Genomic DNA, 15,984 nt, shown 5'->3' with positions numbered 1-15,984 from the left:
GGATGGTTGTAAATAATTGATGGAAGTACCGATGCAAGCAATTGAACCAACAGTAGACACTGAAACGATTTCCGGTTGGCTGCGCCGCTGGGCGCCCCTGATCCCGGGCGGCGAAGTGCTGGACCTGGCCTGCGGCGCAGGCCGCCATGCGCGCCACCTGGTGAGCCTGGGCCACCCGGTGCTCGCGCTCGACCATGATCCGGAAATGCTGGAAAAGGCGGCCGGCACGGGTATCACCACCTCGCTGGTGGACCTGGAGGCGCCGGGCGCCGTGTGGCCCTTCGCTCCCGGCCGCTTTGCCGGCATCGTCGTCACCAATTATCTGCACCGGCCGTTGCTGGAAGCCATGATTGCCAGCCTGGCGCCCGATGGCGTGCTGCTGTATGAAACGTTTGCCGAGGGTAATGAGCAGTTCGGCAAGCCGTCGAATCCGAAATTCCTGCTCAAGGAAGGCGAAATGCTGACCTGGGCGGTGCAGCAGGGTTTGCGTGTGGTAGCGTATGAAGATGGGCGCGTCGAACAGCCAAAAGCTGCTCTGGTGCAACGAATTTGTGCCGTCCGGCCGGATTTTCCACGGTTGGCAGCCTTGCTGCCGACGTTTTGAGCGGCCATACTATGTCAGAATGCACCACAGGCGCGGGCTATCCGCTACAATCGTTGTTTTATTTATCGGCGCTATAAACTTACTATGATCAAGGGCAGCATTGTAGCAATCGTCACCCCGATGCACGCAGACGGCAGTCTGGACTTTCCAGGTCTGCGCAAGCTGATCGACTGGCATATCGCCGAGGGTACGGACGGCATCGTCATCGTTGGCACAACGGGCGAATCGGCAACAGTCAGCGTGGAGGAACACTGCGAACTGATCCAGTTGACCGTCGAGCATGCCAAGGGACGCATTCCTATCATCGCCGGTGCCGGAGGCAACTCCACGGCCGAGGCCATCAAACTGACGCGTTACGCGAAAGAAGCGGGCGCCGATGCTGTCTTGCAAGTGGTGCCGTACTACAACCGTCCTACCCAGGAAGGCATGTACCAGCACTTCAAGGCCATCGCCGAAGCCGTCGACATCCCCGTCATCCTGTACAACGTGCCTGGCCGCACGGTTGCCGACATGAGCAACGAAACGATCGTGCGCCTGTCCGCCATCCCGAATATCGTCGGCGTGAAAGATGCGACCGGCAATATCGGCCGCGGCATCGACCTGCTGCGCCTCGTGCCGGCCGACTTCGCCGTGTACTCGGGCGACGATCCGACGGCCATGGCGCTGATGTTCTGCGGCGGTCACGGCAACATTTCCGTGACGGCCAACGTCGCGCCGCGCGCCATGCACGAACTGTGCGTCGCGGCCATGGCGGGCGAGCGTGCCAAGGCGATTGCCATCAATAACAAAGTTTTCCCTCTGCACCAGAAATTGTTTGTCGAGCCCAACCCGGTGCCCGTCAAATGGGCGATGGCCGAAATGGGCCTGATGCCTGCCGGCATACGCTTGCCACTGGTGCCGCTGGCTGAAAACTGCCATGCCACCGTGCGCGATGCCTTGCGTGACGCCGGCGTCCTGTCTTAAGGCCGAACTTCAAGCCCGGACTTGACCAGTCCGGACCTTCCCTGATTCCAGCTGCTACTTAGCTTCTTATCCAGTTACGACATGACTAATTGCAAGAAAAACCAATCGGCGCCTGCCACCATCGCCGTCCGCGGCATCGTCATCGGCGCCGTCGCAGCCAGCCTCGCGGGCTGCGGCATGATCAGTTCGGTAGTCGGCGGCGACAAGGTCGACTACAAGTCGGTCAAGAAAGCCGGCACCCTGGACGTGCCGCCTGACCTGACGCAATTGCAGCAGGACAACCGCTACTCCTTGCCGGATGCGAAAAACGGCGTGGCCACGGCGTCCGGCTACAACGCGCAGCGCAACGCCACGGCCGGTACCCCGGTCGTTGTGGGCGCCGACGGCGTGGTCGGCGTGGTGCCGGTCACGGCAGGCGGCGTGAAGGTCGAGCGCGCGGGCAACCAGCGCTGGCTGGTCGTCAAGCAGTCGCCCGAGGTGCTGTGGCCGCAGCTCAAGCAATTCTGGGAAGATTCGGGCTTTACCATTGCCGTCGACCAGCCGACGGCTGGCATCATGGAAACCGAGTGGAACGAAAACCGCGCCAAGGTGCCGCAAGACTTTATCCGCAGCACCATCGGCAAGGCCTTCGATTCGCTGTACTCGACCGGTGAAAAAGACAAGTTCCGTACCCGCGTGGAGCGCCTGGCCGACGGTTCGACCGAGATCTACATCAGCCACCGCGGCGTGGAAGAGGTTGTCACCGGCCGCGACAAGGAAACCACCACCTGGACCGCTCGCCCGAACGATCCGGGCCTGGAAGCGCAATTCCTGGCCAAGCTGATGACGCGCCTGGGCGCGGCCAGCGACGAAGCACAAGCGAAGACGTCCGTCGATGCCGCGATTGTGCAGCCGCAGCACGCCAAGCTGGTGGGCGATGCCGCCACGCCGGCGCGCGCCATCGAAGTCGATGAGGGTTTCGACCGCGCCTGGCGCCGTGTCGGCCTGGCGCTGGACCGCGTCGGCTTCACCGTGGAAGACCGCGACCGCACGCAAGGCACGTATTTCGTGCGTTACGTCGATCCGGACGCGGTCAAGAAAGATGGCTTCTTCTCGAAGCTGTTCAGCTGGGGCTCGTCGTCCGACAAGGACAAGGAAGCGCAGCGCTACCGCGTCCTGGTCAAGGCCGGCACTGGCTCGACCAGCTTGGTCAGCGTCCTCAGCAACGAAGGCAAACCCGATACCTCGCCAGTGGCCGAGAAGATCCTGGGTCTGCTGAACGACCAGTTGAAATAAGCGCTACATTCGCGGCAGGCATCAGAACCTGCCGCGCATTAAAAAGGCTGGCCCGGGAAACCGGGCCAGCCTTTTTTAATTGTGAATGCACTTGGACGTAGCAACGCCCAACAAAACCGTAGCGAGCGCCAGTGATTTGTGGCTAAGAAGCGCAACCGTACTTTAGTACGGTGAGCATCGCAGGCCGCAAAGCGCCGCGCGCAGTAGGTTTGGTTGGGCGTTTACCCAACAAAAAAGCCGGCCCTAAGGCCGGCTTTCTCTAGTGCTGGGTGCTAATTACTTAGCAGCCGATGCAGCAGCCGAAGCGGCAGCAGCAGCGTCCGAAGCGGCCGAAGCAGCGCTCGAAGCAGCAGCAGCAGCGTCGGTAGCGGCCGAAGCAGCAGCGTCAGCAGCAGCAGCTGGAGCAGCTTCAACTGCTGGTGCTGGTGCTGGGGTTTCAACTACTGGTGCTGGTGCAGGAGCTTCTTCTTTTTTGCTGCAAGCAGCCAGAGCAACAACCATCAGGGAGGCGATCAGCAGGGATTTTTTCATTTGTTTTCCTTAATTATTTCAAAAAATAAATCAATATTGTTGCGATGAATAATTACCGGTAATTATCGCTCGTTAGGTCGTCTTCGAAGGCTTTTCGTACCAGGTGGTGCCTGCCAGACAACGGAAACTTCCTAACCGAATATTATAGCGATTTTTGGTGCGTCGCAATAGGAGCAAGAGGCAAATTCGCAACTATTTTGTGATATCGCAATATTTGCCGAAGCAAATTGCAAGCAAGTGTAAGCGATTTGCGAAAGCGCGACAAAACGATATAAAAATAATATGTTTCATTGCGCTGGCGCAGAAGCTGTTATTTTACCTACTGTAATACCACTTTGCTACGACACGCTCATTCAAGCCAGTTCGATCCAGCCATCCTGATACCAGGTATACAAAGCATCCATCACGTCATCGGACGCCTGGGCCACGGCGGCGCCATCGAGGGCGCGTTCGTTGGCCAAGGTTTCCAGGGCCGTTTTGTCGGCCTTGCCAATGGCAAACGATTCGCCATTGATGAAGACATTCTTGCCACGATACAGCATCAGCGTCTTGCGCGACAACACGACACCCTTTTTCTGCGCGGCGTCCGCGAAGCGGCCCACCGTCAGCGGCTTGGACAGCGGCGTGAAAAACACGTTGTGCTTCGGTTCCGACAGGTGTTCGCCCAGGAAAATGGTCACGTCTTCTTCCGTGAAGCGCACCTTGTTCATTTCTTCCGCGATGGTGCTGAGCATTTCACGGGGGATTTCCGCCGGCTTGCCCGACGCTTTCAGGTCGGGATCGCTGTAAATGCCCGGCAAGTCGATCGAATCGGCCATGAATTGCAGGAAAGCTTCGCCCAGTTCCTGGAACGATGGCGAGCGGAAACCGATCGAATACGTCTGGCAGTCGCCGATGGCCACGCCGTCGTGCGCGTAGTGGGGCGGCAAATACAGCATGTCGCCCGGTTCCAGCGTGAATTCTTCGTCGGGCGTGAAGTTGCTGAGGATTTTCAGCGGCAAGCCGTCGATCAGGCTCAGGTCCTTCTGCGCACCGATGCGCCAATGGCGCTTGCCCTGGCCTTGCAGCAGGAACACGTCATAGGAATCGAAATGCGGGCCCACGCCGCCGCCATCGGTGGCAAAGCTGACCATCAGGTCGTCCAGGCGCGCGTCGGGCAGGAAGCGGAACTGGCGCAGCAGGGCGTCGGCCTTGGCGCTGTGCAAGTTGGCGCCCTGCACCAGCAAGGTCCATTCCTTCTGTTTCAGCGAGGGCAGGCTGGTCAGCGGACCCTGCTGCATGTTCCAGTGGCCATCCGCATGGCTGACCAGACGCGATTCGACGTGGTCCAGGGCAGCCAGCTCGGCCAGGGCCTTGACGTCGAACAGCGCCTTGAAGCCAGGCACGGCTTGACGGATCAACAAGGGTTTTTTATGCCAGTAGTCGCGCAGGAATTGCGCCGGCGTGATATCGCCGAGGAGAGTTAATTTTTTCATGCGCCCATTATAACAACCGGAAATGCAGGAATGCGCCTGCCGTTGGCGGCGTGAAGGTATAATTTGCCAGCTTATACAATGAAAGGAAGCATAATGAAGATTGCCAAAAATACGGTCGTGACTGTCAACTACAAACTGTCAGACGCGCAAGACAATCTGATCGAAGACGGCCGTCAGCCGATGGTCTACCTGCACGGTGATTATGAAAACACCCTGCCGAAGATCGAAGAAGAGCTCGACGGCAAGGAAGTTGGCTATTCCAACACGATCCAGATCGAACCGGATGATGCTTTCGGCGAATACGATCCCGCCCTGGTCAAGGTCGAGCCGCGCAATCGCCTGCCTGAGCCGCTGGAAGTGGGCATGCAGTTCGAAGGCATGCCGGAAAGCGATTCGCCGGACGAAGAAGCGATGATCTTCACCGTGACCGATATCGCCGACGACAAAGTCGTGCTGGATGGCAACCATCCACTGGCCGGCATCGCGCTGCGCTTCTCGCTGACCGTCGCTGACGTGCGCGAAGCCACCGAAGAAGAAATCGCCCATGGCCACGTGCATGGCGCACACGGCCATGACCATGGCGATGAAGATGGTGACGAGGGTGAAGAAGGCGATCACTTCCGCACGCACCCGATTCATTAATACCGCTTGTTCCAGGCCGGCTATATGCCGGCCTGTTCGTTTGTGCCGCTGTAATTAACGACGTAGCGTTGACGCCTTGGCCCTCGCTTGCGCCGATGGGCGGGTGGCACGTTGACGTACCTCAAAGAATGGCGTCTTGCCGGGCCGTACGGCGATGGCGGACCAGTCGTTGTCGATGCTGACGTGGCCCAGGTTGCCTTTCCAGCTGATTTTTGGCGCGTCCGTCCTGGCCGCGGCCTTTTTGTTTTTGCCTTCCTTGCCGTCCGCTTCGGCTTCGCGCTGCGTATCGATCAATAACACTTTGCCGCTGAACTTCTTCGCCAGGGTGCGCACCTGCTTGCGCGGTCCGGCAAAACCATCCTGTTTCGAACTAAAGCTGGGCAGCAGCGAATTGTCGTCTTCATCGAGCACGCCCATGTCGCCATCGGAAAACAGCACGATGCCGTCGAGTTTCTTGCGTTGCGCCATGGCGAACAGGCGCTGCAGCCAGGAACGGTTGGCGACCAGCCGGTCTTCGAATTCGCTGTTGCGGCCGGCTTCTGGCAGGAAATGGTTGTTATTTGCGGGCAGGTTGATGGTGGCAAACAGCACGCCGCCGTATTCCCAGTGGGCGTTTTCCGCATAGCTGCGGAATTTCGCCGTCGATGATAATCGCGACAGGGTCAGCTTGCGCTGGCCCAGGCTCTGGTCGTCGGCGAAATACACGTCGCGCAGGCGGTTCAGGCGTTCGATGGCGTTGATGCGGCCGCGCGAATTGCGGCAGTTGGCCCAGTCGCTGGCCGACAGCGAGACGATCAGCGGCGGGCCGCTGGCGTCCAGCAAGTCCTTGCGTTGGCTGTACAGCTTGTCGCTGCACGATTCGCTGGCGGCCTTGATGCCGGTGGCCACCACGAAGGACGCGTTGAAAGCGCTGGTGTCCGCGATGGCTTTTTTCAGGGGGCCATCGTCGGGCCCCGCGTTGAAGGAGTGGCCCAGCACGGCAAACTCGAAGCCGGCCTGGTCGCCAGCGGCGGCCAGCGCCGCTTGCCATGGCAGGCTGACGGCCAGCAAGCCGGCGGCCAGCAGGCGGATCGTGCCGCGCCGGATCGTCATGCGGCGGCCAGCCGTTTCAACTGATACAGCTGCTCCAGCGCATCGCGCGGCGTGAGCGCGTCGGGATCGAGGTCGGCGATGGCGTCGAGCAAGGCTTGCTGCGCTTCATTGAGCGCGGCCAGCGGCGCCGCCGCTGCCTCTTCTTCCTCTTGCGCATACGGATCGGCGGCGGGGGCGGCGAACAGGTCGCGTTGCGGCGTGGCGTCCAGCGCCTGCGCTTCCAGGCGCGCCAGGTGCTTGCGCGCGGCCTTGATCACGGGTTGCGGCACGCCGGCCAGCTGGGCCACCTGCAAGCCGTAGCTTTGCGAGGCGGGACCGGCTTGCACGGCGTGCAAAAAGACGATGCTGTCCTTGTGTTCGACGGCGGACAGATGCACGTTGGCGGCGCTCGGATGGCTGTCCGGCAATTGCGTCAGCTCAAAGTAATGCGTGGCGAACAGAGTGAAGCTGCGGCTGCTGTCGATCAGATGGCGCGCGATGGCCCAGGCCAGGGCCAGGCCGTCGAAGGTCGAAGTGCCGCGGCCCACTTCATCCATCAGCACCAGCGAATGCTCGGTGGCGCCGTTCAAAATCGCGGCCGATTCCGTCATTTCCACCATGAAGGTCGAGCGTCCGCCGGCCAGGTCGTCGGTGGCGCCGATACGCGTGAAGATGCGGTCGATGGGGCCGATGGTGGCGGATGCGGCCGGCACGTAGCTGCCCACGTAGGCCAGCAGGGTGATCAATGCCACCTGGCGCATGAACGTCGATTTACCGCCCATGTTCGGACCGGTAATCAAGAGCAGGCGGCGTTCGTTGACGAGGCGGCAATCGTTGGCGATGAAGCGTTCGATCTGCTTTTCCACCACCGGGTGGCGGCCTTCGACGATGTTGATGCACGGCTCGTCGACCAGTTGCGGGGCGGCCCAGTTGTGCTGCTGCGCGTGTTCCGTCAGCGCGTTCAGGGTGTCGAGCTGGGCCAGGCCTTGCGAAATCGTCTGCAGGGTGCCGATGTGCGGCGCCAGGTCGGCCAGCAGCAGGTCGTACAGCAGCTTTTCACGCACGAGGGCCTTGTCTTGCGCGGACAGGGCCTTGTCTTCGAACACTTTGAGTTCGGGCGTGATGTAGCGCTCGGCGTTTTTCAGGGTCTGGCGGCGGCGGTAGTCGTCCGGCACCTTGTCCGTCTGGCCGTGCGTGACTTCAATATAGAAGCCGTGCACCTTGTTGTATTCGACGCGCAGGTTGGCGATGCCCGTGCGCGCCCGTTCGCGCGTTTCCAGGTCGAGCAGGAACTGGCCCGCGTTCTCCGACAGGGCGCGCAATTCATCGAGTTCGGCATCGAAACCGGTGGCGAACACGCCGCCGTCGCGCACCATGGCGGCCGGTTCCTGCGCCACGGCGCGCACCAGCAAGTCCAGGCAGGCCGTCGGTGTCGCCAGTGCCGCGTGGATGGCGGCCAGCAAACCCGTTTCGCCGCCCTGCCCAGGACCGTAGCAGCGCACCACGTCGCCGCGCAGGGCCGGCAGTTGCAGCAAGCCGTCGCGCAGGGCGGCCAGGTCGCGCGGACGCGCCGACAGCAGGGCGATGCGTGTGGTGATGCGTTCGATATCGGGCACTTGCGCCAACGTGGCGGCGAGCGGACCGGCCGCTTCGCTTTGCGCCAGCGCGGCAATCGCTTCATGGCGCGCGCGCGCCACGTTCTGGTCGCGCCGCGCATGGTGCAGCCAGTGGCGCAGCATGCGCGAACCCATGGCCGTGCGGCAATGATCCAGCAGGGAGAACAAGGTCGGCGATTCCTGGCCGCGGATGGTTTCCGTCAATTCCAGGTTGCGGCGCGTGGCCGCGTCCAGGCCGATGAATTCGCTTTCCGTTTCCGTCGTCAGCGAGCGTACGTGCTGCAAGCCGCGGCCCTGCGTCGATTGCGCATAGCGCAGCAGCGCGCCGGCCGCGCCGAACGCGGCGCCGAGGCCATCGGCGCCAAAGCCCGTCAGGGTCGCCACGCCCAATTGATCGAGCAGTGCCTTGTGGCCGCCGACCACGTCGAAATGCCAGTCCGGCACGCGGTTGATGTGGGTGCCCGCGTAGTCGTCGAACAGGTTGCCGTTGTCGCCGCTGAGAATTTCAGCGGGCACGATGCGTTCCAATTCCTGCTGCAGGCGCGCCGCCACGGTGGCGCTGTCGCCGGAAAACTCCATCAGTTTCAAGGCGCCGCTGGCCAGCGACAGCCAGGCCAGGCCCGTGGTGACCGTCTTGCGCTGCGTGATGCTGCACATGGCCAGCAGCGGGCGTTCGGCCTTTTCGGGCAGCAAGTCCGCATCCGTCAGGGTGCCGGGCGTGACCACGCGCATGACCTTGCGCTCGACGGGACCCTTGCTGGTGGCCGGATCGCCGATCTGTTCGCAAATGGCCACCGACTCGCCCAGCTTGACCAGCTTGGCCAGGTAGCCGTCGAGCGAGTGAAACGGCACGCCGCACATCTTGATGGGGTTGCCGCTGGCCACCCCGCGCGCCGTCAGGGTAATGCCCAGCAGGCGCGCCGCTTTTTCCGCATCCTCGAAAAACAGCTCGTAGAAATCGCCCATGCGGTAGAAGACCAACATCGTCGGGTGGTTTTCCTTGATGCCCATATATTGTTGCATCATGGGTGTGAGTTTGCTTTTTTGGATTTTCGCAAGCTCTTGATTTGACTGCATATTCATCTGTAAGTCTTTGATTTATTTCGTTGTTCTGGCGGGCTGGTATTCGCTCTATTGCATCAATACACATCACCGCATATCATCACACTTCATGTTTTGGCGTAGCTAAATTGCTCAAATTTAAAAAGTTACGCCAAAAAGCCGTTTATTGTTCCGAGAGCTGGTAAAAAGCTACGCTGAACCTACGCTGATTGAGATGACAATGCAATTTGATGCAAGAGCGGCAAAGCTGCTCGCGGCTGGCCAACACTTTACCATTTCCGACTGCCCAGGGCTGCGACTTGAGGCTACGAAATCTAAGAGATCATGGATTTATCGGTATAAAAGCCCGCTCGATGGCCGCATGCGGCAAACCAAGATTGGCGAATGGCCTGCGATCTCCTTGGCTGCCGCGACTGTTGAGTGGGAGCGCCTGCGGGGGGCGCGCAGTGCCGGCGTCGACCTGGCCGTCGATAAGCGCGAGGTACGCGAGCAGTCGCGTAAGGCCACGGAGGCAGAGCGTGAGCGCAAAGCAAAGACGTTGTTGACGGTTCGGCGTGTGGCGGACATGTACGTAGCTGGCCACCTGTCGCGCAATCGTGGCGAAAAAGGGGTCAAGGAAGTAGCGCGCATGTTTGATACGATGCTGGGCGACTTTGGCGATATACCTGCAGCAGAGGTTTCTCGCTCCGATGCCTTCGACCTGATCGAGAGCTTTGCGCATATTCCCGTCCAGGCTGCCAAGCTCCGAGCGGAGCTGGGATCGGCGTGGGATTACGTCCATGACGCCGGCCGCCTGCCTGATACTGTGCCGAACTGGTGGCGCCTGATTATGCGCGGCAAGTTGCGAAGCAAGGGGCGAGTGGTGCAGGGAGTCCAAGCCGGGCCAGTCAAGCGTGTGTTGAGCGCCGAGGAGTTGGCCACCTTGATCAAGTGGCTTCCCAATTTTTCAAAGACGGTGTGTGATGCATTGACACTGTACATGTGGACTTGCACGCGCGGGTCGGAAATTATGGCCATGGAAGTGACCGAAATCAGCGAGGAGGCTGACGGGCTCTGGTGGACGATTCCAAAAGCGAAGACAAAGAATTCATGGCGTGAGCATGCTACAGATCTGCGCGTTCCGCTAATCGGCCGGGCGGAGGTTGTGGTGCGCCGTCGCATGGGGGTAGTAAAGGGTAAGTACCTTTTTGAGTCGTACGGAAAGATGGGTTACATGGAGCAAAAATCGGTGGGTTGTGCGGTTTGGGTTTCTATGCCGTACAGCGCAACGAAGCCAGGCGACCTTCGTCCACGACTGCCTGTCACGAATTGGGCTCCACATGATCTGAGGCGCAGTTGTCGAACGCAGTTAGCAATACTAGGGTGTACTGAAGAGGTCGCAGAGGCGGTACTGGGGCACATGAAGAAGGGCGTTGTAGGCGTCTATAACAGGCACGCTTACGATCAGGAGCGTAGAGAGTGGCTGGGCCGGCTCAATACTCATCTAGAGGCTTTGTGTGCAAGCTACACAAACTAGATTGTCATAACCGTGCATCGAAGAGAGCCAAAGGCCAGCTCTCCGCTTCTCCTACTTCACACGCGCTTTGTCGTGGCAAGCAATGACTAGCACCTTCAAAGGCGTGAGATATCACGTATTTTTTTAATGAGCAAGATGCTATCATCGCCCGCCGCCGGTTGAGTTCGGCCTGTGGCTGCCGGTCAAGAATCGAATGGATGCTTGCTAAATTTCTCGTGGTTGAAAGAGAAAGAAGAAGAAATCGGTGATCTCGAAAAATGAAAATAACCAATTAAAAAATGACAATTAGCCTCCCATCTTGGTTCCCTCGGTTTCTTAAAATAACTTTCCCCCTCATTATTGGGCTGACATTTATATTGTCGACTGGGCCACAAGTCCAGAACTATTTATTTTCATTCCTAAATAGCAACGTTCCATCAGTATATGGATCTGCATTTAAAGATCAGTTGATCGCATTTCCATCTTTGGGGCAGTGGACGATGACTGCAGCTTATTGGCAGTTTTTCGTGATGGCATTCATCATTGTATTTGCCGCGCTTAGGGATGCTACGCCAAGAGCCATACTTTGGCGCATTGCATTCATTAGCTTTATCGTTCTTTCAGTTTTTGATATTGCCTTTTCTTTGTATTGGAATAATTTTACGATTAAATCATTTTCGGAGAATCTCGTTGGGAATTTTGTCGGCTCTTTAATTATTGCAAATTTGGTTGTTGTAATTATTTATCTGGCAGATTTTCTATTTGTGCATGTCCCCGCTAACCCGCTTGCAAAGACCTTCGTTGCAGGATCTGCTGTGATACTCAGTGGTTTTTTATTTTTGGTATTTATGTATTACCTCGCGGATCTTTTTTACAATCCGTTGTCTGTTCGATTGGAAGCGCATTTGGCATCGCCCCTTAATGGAGGGTTTGTATTTAAAGCGATGGGTAATCCGCCTGTGAATAAAAATGACGTTGGATTAAATAAGTCAAATCAATCGCTAGTACCGGAAAAGCCTATTAGATCACATGCGAGTTGGCAGTCAGCTGCAGGGAAGCAGGAAATCGCCTTCAGGGGGCTGTCGCCAAATGCACGTAATAAAATTGCAATCACCTTTCTTTCCGGATTGTGCACCTCTGAAAAAATAAAAAAAATGCACCCCGTTGAGCCATCGATAAAATTCAATGATATTGATAGAGGAAATATTTCCTTTGATGATGGAGTAAGTATGTTGGATATTTTTACACCGGAATTCGCTGAGACAAAATTCTCGATATCTATAAAAGATGTAACAGGCTTCTGGTTTGGGCAAGATTCGAGCAGTAAAGAAACGCATTTAACCCATTTTTTAAACAAGGGTGACTCTGTAAAGCTAGTTACGTCGGATAGAAATAACTCCTTCCTTTTGAGTGCCCCCCTAATAGAAGTTAAGGCAGGAAAAGCGATATATACCACACGAACGCTTACCGCTAAGTTGGGTGCCAGCGCTTATGTTGTTCGATTTATTCCTTCAAAGACGATCCGGTCAGAAAATATTGGTGACTGTAAAATTGTCTCCACCGCTGGCATGGAAAAGTCTGATAACGCTGCATCTTTGTCCGTCAACGGCGTCAGCGCGGTCTCAAATGTTCTCGTAACGATCACGCAAGATGAAGATCCACAGACGATGAGTTCGGAAGAAACTGAATTTCTGGTTTCTGGGGGAGGAGGTTGGTTCAAACTTGATCCCATTAAGGCGAATGAATTTGAAAACCATCATGTCGGCACATTGGAAGTGGTGCAGGCGAAGGGAAATATTAGTGAACTGGCACTAGATGGGCAGCCTATGCCGGTTCGCCCATTGAGTACCTACACTGCCATAGGCGAATTTACGGCTGATTACGGAGCGGGAGGAGCACTGATGGTCTCTGGTCTAGCAAAATCGCTCTGGAAAGACAGTGGTCGTTTGAATATGACAAAATGGGAGAAATTGGCTTGGGAATTTATGTTATTGATTCTAGGACTTTTAGGTAGCGCGATAGCGTGGGTATCTGCACGTCTGACAAAGTGCTTGCGTGCAAATTCACCTTTCAACTGGCTAAGCTAGAACCCAAAACTGCACTGATTCCAGTATATGCGAAAAGCACAATCCGACATTCGCAAGTCTCGGCTTAGAATGTTAATACGTTCGCGTTTAGAATAAAGGCAACCCATGAGCTTGATGAATGATGCGTTCTTTAGAGTAATAGCTTTATTTGTGCCTGCTGGTGTTGGCTGGCGGAGGGATGTCGGAAACTGGGCGTTCTTCCGCCCATTCCTCAACTTCGCGCAACAACCACGCTACACGGTTGGCGGAGAGCTGGCGCGGTTTTGGGAACACGCCTTCGCGCACCATCCGTTGGATTGTCGCCGTGGCCAGCGTCACTAGGCCGGCCACGCCGGGCAGGTCAACGTAAATTGGTTTCATCATGCTTCTCATTGATAGGGATACCACCAGTACAGGCTGAACAACGCGCTCGCCAGTGATGCGAATGCGACGGCGATATGAAGGCGGTAGGGCATCGGATCGGCGCTGCCTTGGCGCCGCTTGCTGGGTTTGCCAAGCGATGCGCTGACGACTGCCATGTGCGCCATGATGGCGTTGTCTTCGCGCCGTTCGGCCTGTTCCGCGAGGTGCCGTTCCATGCTGAGAAAGAGGCGGCGGTACCGAATAGGCCGAACCCTCATACCACACCATCCTTTCCATCCTCATCGTGCTCTGCATCCTTGATGCTGCCTTGTGAAGCTGGGGCGGCAAGAGCCGCTTCCTCGACAAGTGCGCCAATGACCTCGACAGGACTATTGGTCCATTCGAATGCTGGCCGATACGCTGCAATCTCCTGAAGCAGCTGGTAGCCAATGTTGGCCATGGCCGCCACCTGGTGCTCTTCATTGGCTTTGAAATTGAGTGCGCCGGCGTTGATTATCAGCCAGGTGTCACAGTAAGCGGTGGCTGGAGCGCTTGGCCAGGACAGGGGTTCCTGGACCTCGACTGCGTCAACACGTTCCTGGGCGGGCGTGGCCGCGATGTTTTCGCTGTTCATTGTGGTTCCTTCGCGGTGGTTGGTGATGCGGATGCGAATGTTGGCCAGGGCCATGCTGCTGGCTTCGTAGGCCTTTTGTGTTTGCGTACACGCGGTGCTGGCTTCTTGGTTTCTGGCTCTGGCTGGTCGACCGCAGCTGCTGCGGGCGGCTCGCTTGCGGCTACTTCGTCCTGCGGCGCAAAGTTGATTTGATCTGCGAGGTCGTCGGCATCTTCCTCGTCGGATTCCTCCGGCTCAACGTGGGTCGCGCCAGGTGCGCTTGTTTCGCCTGCGCGCAGCCAGACTTGACCAGGCGCGTAATACCAGCCGTGGGTATTTGCAGCCTGTTCGAGGGCTTTGATCATCAGTGGGCATTCGGCGAGGATGAATTTGGTGAGATCGTTCAGGCGGTCTGGTGAGTTTGTAATGAAGTCGCCCAGTTGCTGCACCTGGACATCCTCGAATGGAATCGTGTCCATTTCCAGCTGCAGGCGCACGGAATCGGCATCGATGCCCTCATGCCGAGCCATGGAGTGCATAGTCGCCTCTTGATTTGCGTATTGATCATCGCTGAAGAAACGGTTACCTGCGAGGCAGTCTCCCAGCAGCATATCGACCAGCAGCAGTTGCACGTCGGGTAGGCCAGCCTGGTCAATGTAGGTGTGAATGTTCTCAGTGGTCGACGTGTCAAATGGATAGTCCAGTTCCTGATCCGGCAGCTCGTGGGTGGTCAGCGCGAGCTTGGTGAATTCACGCAGCGAGGCCAGTGAGAATCCGTTCGCGCCTTTAGCGCGCAGCCGTTTGTACAGTTCGATGCGGTAGCGCTCGTCCTGTTCGGCCTGTTTTTCGGCTGCGGCCTCTTCCGCGCGCGCCTTGGCTACTTCTGCCTGTTTGGCTGGCGTGTTCGCTGCCGCTTCCTTCTTCTCCGCTATGGCGCGCACATCGGCCATGCGCGCCGCATGAACTTCGACCGTTTCGCATGCACCAGCGTCTTCCAGCAATTTTTGGATGAGTGCTTTGTCGTAGAAGGGCGTCAGGTCGCCATTGTCATGCTTCACATACCACGCTGGTTCAGGCAGCAGGCCGCCTTCGAGGAACATGGTTGCATTCCCGTAGTTTTGCGTGGCAGGTGCGTTGCGGTCAAACATCCATAGGGCCGCGTCAGATTTGACGAACAGGGTGTATTTGTTGTTGGTGTTTTGGTGGTATCGCGTGCGCCCTTCTTCTCCTTCGTAGACAGGTATGCCGCCCTTGCCTGCTGCGGCAATCGCCAACGCATCGTGTGCCAGGCGCTTCTCGGCGTAGCAAGTGGGATCTGTGCAGACGTCTGCACTTTTGGTGTCGCTGAATACTTCCGGTTGATTGCCGGATTTTTTAGGGCATTTGGTGCAGGCGCCGGCCAGCGGCAGCAGGGTAGCGTCAGTCAGTTTGAACAATGCGCGTGTCAGGTCGACCATGTAGTTTTGCTGGACGTGCCGAAGTGCGGCGCGATAAGGCATAGGTTCGCCGGTGCCCTGGTAGGAAGGGGCGCTGATTTCGCCGAGAGCTTTGATCTGCAGCGCCGGCACGGGAATGCGTGCGATTAGCAGCGCGGTCGACGGCGTGATCGCGTCGTCTAGGAATTTCTCCCGCACCTCGGTCGTCAGGGCGCACAGCTTCAGGCGGCCGTAGATGTGGCTACGCGATTTTTTCAGTTTTTCCACCAGGCGATCAGCGGTGTAGCCGGCATTGAGCATCAGCTCCTGTAACCCTTCAGCTTCTTCCATCGGGTGCGGGTCTTCGCGCTGCAGGTTCTCCAGTAGTTGGATTTCGCGCGCCTGCAGGTCCGTTAGCTTGCGGATCATGGTCGGACCGTGCTCCAGCTCGGCGATGTTGCCGGCGCGCCAGCGGCGCTCGCCGGCGACGATCTCGAAATGCTGAGGCGCGTCAGCGGTTGGCGTGACGGGGCGAATCAGGATGGGCTGGACAATTCCAACTTCCTTGATGTTGGCGGCCAGTTGCTCAAGCGCGGCCTGGTTGAATCGTTTGCGGTTGGTGTAGCTGGGGCGGATGTCGGCCCAGTCGGTGATTGCGAATACCTGGTCGTCGACCAGCTCGTCGACGACTATGCGTTTCTCGCTGCGGGCCGGGGCATTCTTCATGCCTCCGATGGTGGGTATTACGAGGTCGCTACTCATGTACGTCTCCTGGTTGTGGGCGGGTACGGCC

The 15,984-nt window shown here is 57.8% G+C and carries 14 protein-coding genes; 6 read left to right on the top strand and 8 right to left on the bottom strand.

The window, feature by feature from the left end; translation table 11 throughout:
• Window positions 1–31: 31 nt before the first annotated feature.
• The 3 genes from AC1RBA_RS09310 (at window position 32) to bamC (ending at window position 2,842) form a co-directional block, all read left to right on the top strand.
• Window positions 32–604: a class I SAM-dependent methyltransferase gene (locus tag AC1RBA_RS09310; RefSeq protein WP_121670209.1), complete on the top strand. Its 573-nt coding sequence runs from the start codon at window positions 32–34 to the stop codon at window positions 602–604.
• Window positions 605–688: 84 nt separating this feature from the next.
• Window positions 689–1,567, top strand: coding sequence for a 4-hydroxy-tetrahydrodipicolinate synthase (gene dapA / locus AC1RBA_RS09305; RefSeq protein ID WP_070221426.1), 879 nt, complete (start codon window positions 689–691; stop codon window positions 1,565–1,567).
• Window positions 1,568–1,648: 81 nt separating this feature from the next.
• Window positions 1,649–2,842: an NlpB/DapX family lipoprotein gene (gene bamC, locus AC1RBA_RS09300; RefSeq protein WP_070221425.1), complete on the top strand. Its 1,194-nt coding sequence runs from the start codon at window positions 1,649–1,651 to the stop codon at window positions 2,840–2,842.
• A gap of 276 nt (window positions 2,843–3,118) precedes the next feature.
• On the opposite strand, the gene AC1RBA_RS09295 is transcribed toward bamC, so the two are convergent.
• Both AC1RBA_RS09295 and AC1RBA_RS09290 read right to left on the bottom strand, forming a co-directional pair.
• Window positions 3,119–3,373 (bottom strand): hypothetical protein, encoded by a 255-nt coding sequence (locus tag AC1RBA_RS09295; protein WP_071650198.1) that lies wholly within the window; start codon window positions 3,371–3,373, stop codon window positions 3,119–3,121.
• A gap of 353 nt (window positions 3,374–3,726) precedes the next feature.
• Window positions 3,727–4,848, bottom strand: coding sequence for a cupin domain-containing protein (locus AC1RBA_RS09290; RefSeq protein WP_070291793.1), 1,122 nt, complete (start codon window positions 4,846–4,848; stop codon window positions 3,727–3,729).
• A 93-nt stretch (window positions 4,849–4,941) separates the two neighbouring features.
• On the opposite strand from AC1RBA_RS09290, the gene AC1RBA_RS09285 reads away from it, so the two are divergent.
• On the top strand, window positions 4,942–5,490 hold the full coding sequence (locus tag AC1RBA_RS09285; RefSeq protein WP_070311007.1) for an FKBP-type peptidyl-prolyl cis-trans isomerase: 549 nt from the start codon (window positions 4,942–4,944) through the stop codon (window positions 5,488–5,490).
• A 54-nt stretch (window positions 5,491–5,544) separates the two neighbouring features.
• Here AC1RBA_RS09285 and AC1RBA_RS09280 read toward each other — a convergent pair whose 3' ends face one another.
• Window positions 5,545–6,582, bottom strand: a complete 1,038-nt coding sequence (locus AC1RBA_RS09280) for a hypothetical protein (protein ID WP_492417822.1) — start codon at window positions 6,580–6,582, stop codon at window positions 5,545–5,547.
• On the bottom strand, window positions 6,579–9,203 hold the full coding sequence (gene mutS / locus AC1RBA_RS09275; RefSeq protein WP_492417820.1) for a DNA mismatch repair protein MutS: 2,625 nt from the start codon (window positions 9,201–9,203) through the stop codon (window positions 6,579–6,581). The genes AC1RBA_RS09280 and mutS overlap by 4 nt, the downstream gene beginning before the upstream one ends.
• A 256-nt stretch (window positions 9,204–9,459) precedes the next feature.
• Here mutS and AC1RBA_RS09270 point away from each other — a divergent pair, with 256 nt between their 5' ends.
• Window positions 9,460–10,755, top strand: a complete 1,296-nt coding sequence (locus AC1RBA_RS09270) for a tyrosine-type recombinase/integrase (protein WP_492417818.1) — start codon at window positions 9,460–9,462, stop codon at window positions 10,753–10,755.
• Between the two features lie 278 nt (window positions 10,756–11,033).
• On the top strand, window positions 11,034–12,821 hold the full coding sequence (locus tag AC1RBA_RS09265; RefSeq protein WP_492417816.1) for a hypothetical protein: 1,788 nt from the start codon (window positions 11,034–11,036) through the stop codon (window positions 12,819–12,821).
• Between the two features lie 144 nt (window positions 12,822–12,965).
• On the opposite strand, the gene AC1RBA_RS09260 is transcribed toward AC1RBA_RS09265, so the two are convergent.
• Genes AC1RBA_RS09260 through AC1RBA_RS09245 form a run of 4 tightly spaced genes read right to left on the bottom strand, consistent with a single transcriptional unit; the run spans window position 12,966 to window position 15,953 of the window.
• Window positions 12,966–13,184 (bottom strand): helix-turn-helix transcriptional regulator, encoded by a 219-nt coding sequence (locus AC1RBA_RS09260; RefSeq protein ID WP_492417814.1) that lies wholly within the window; start codon window positions 13,182–13,184, stop codon window positions 12,966–12,968.
• A gap of 5 nt (window positions 13,185–13,189) precedes the next feature.
• Window positions 13,190–13,399: a hypothetical protein gene (locus tag AC1RBA_RS09255; protein ID WP_492417812.1), complete on the bottom strand. Its 210-nt coding sequence runs from the start codon at window positions 13,397–13,399 to the stop codon at window positions 13,190–13,192.
• Between the two features lie 38 nt (window positions 13,400–13,437).
• Window positions 13,438–13,797: a hypothetical protein gene (locus AC1RBA_RS09250; RefSeq protein ID WP_492417810.1), complete on the bottom strand. Its 360-nt coding sequence runs from the start codon at window positions 13,795–13,797 to the stop codon at window positions 13,438–13,440.
• Window positions 13,794–15,953, bottom strand: a complete 2,160-nt coding sequence (locus AC1RBA_RS09245) for a ParB/RepB/Spo0J family partition protein (RefSeq protein ID WP_492417808.1) — start codon at window positions 15,951–15,953, stop codon at window positions 13,794–13,796. Before AC1RBA_RS09245 ends, AC1RBA_RS09250 begins: the two co-directional genes overlap by 4 nt.
• Window positions 15,954–15,984 lie beyond the last annotated feature (31 nt).

The sequence above is a fragment of the Janthinobacterium sp. GW823-FHT03B06 genome (assembly GCF_058796955.1).
This window is presented reverse-complemented; position numbering and strand designations above follow the sequence as displayed.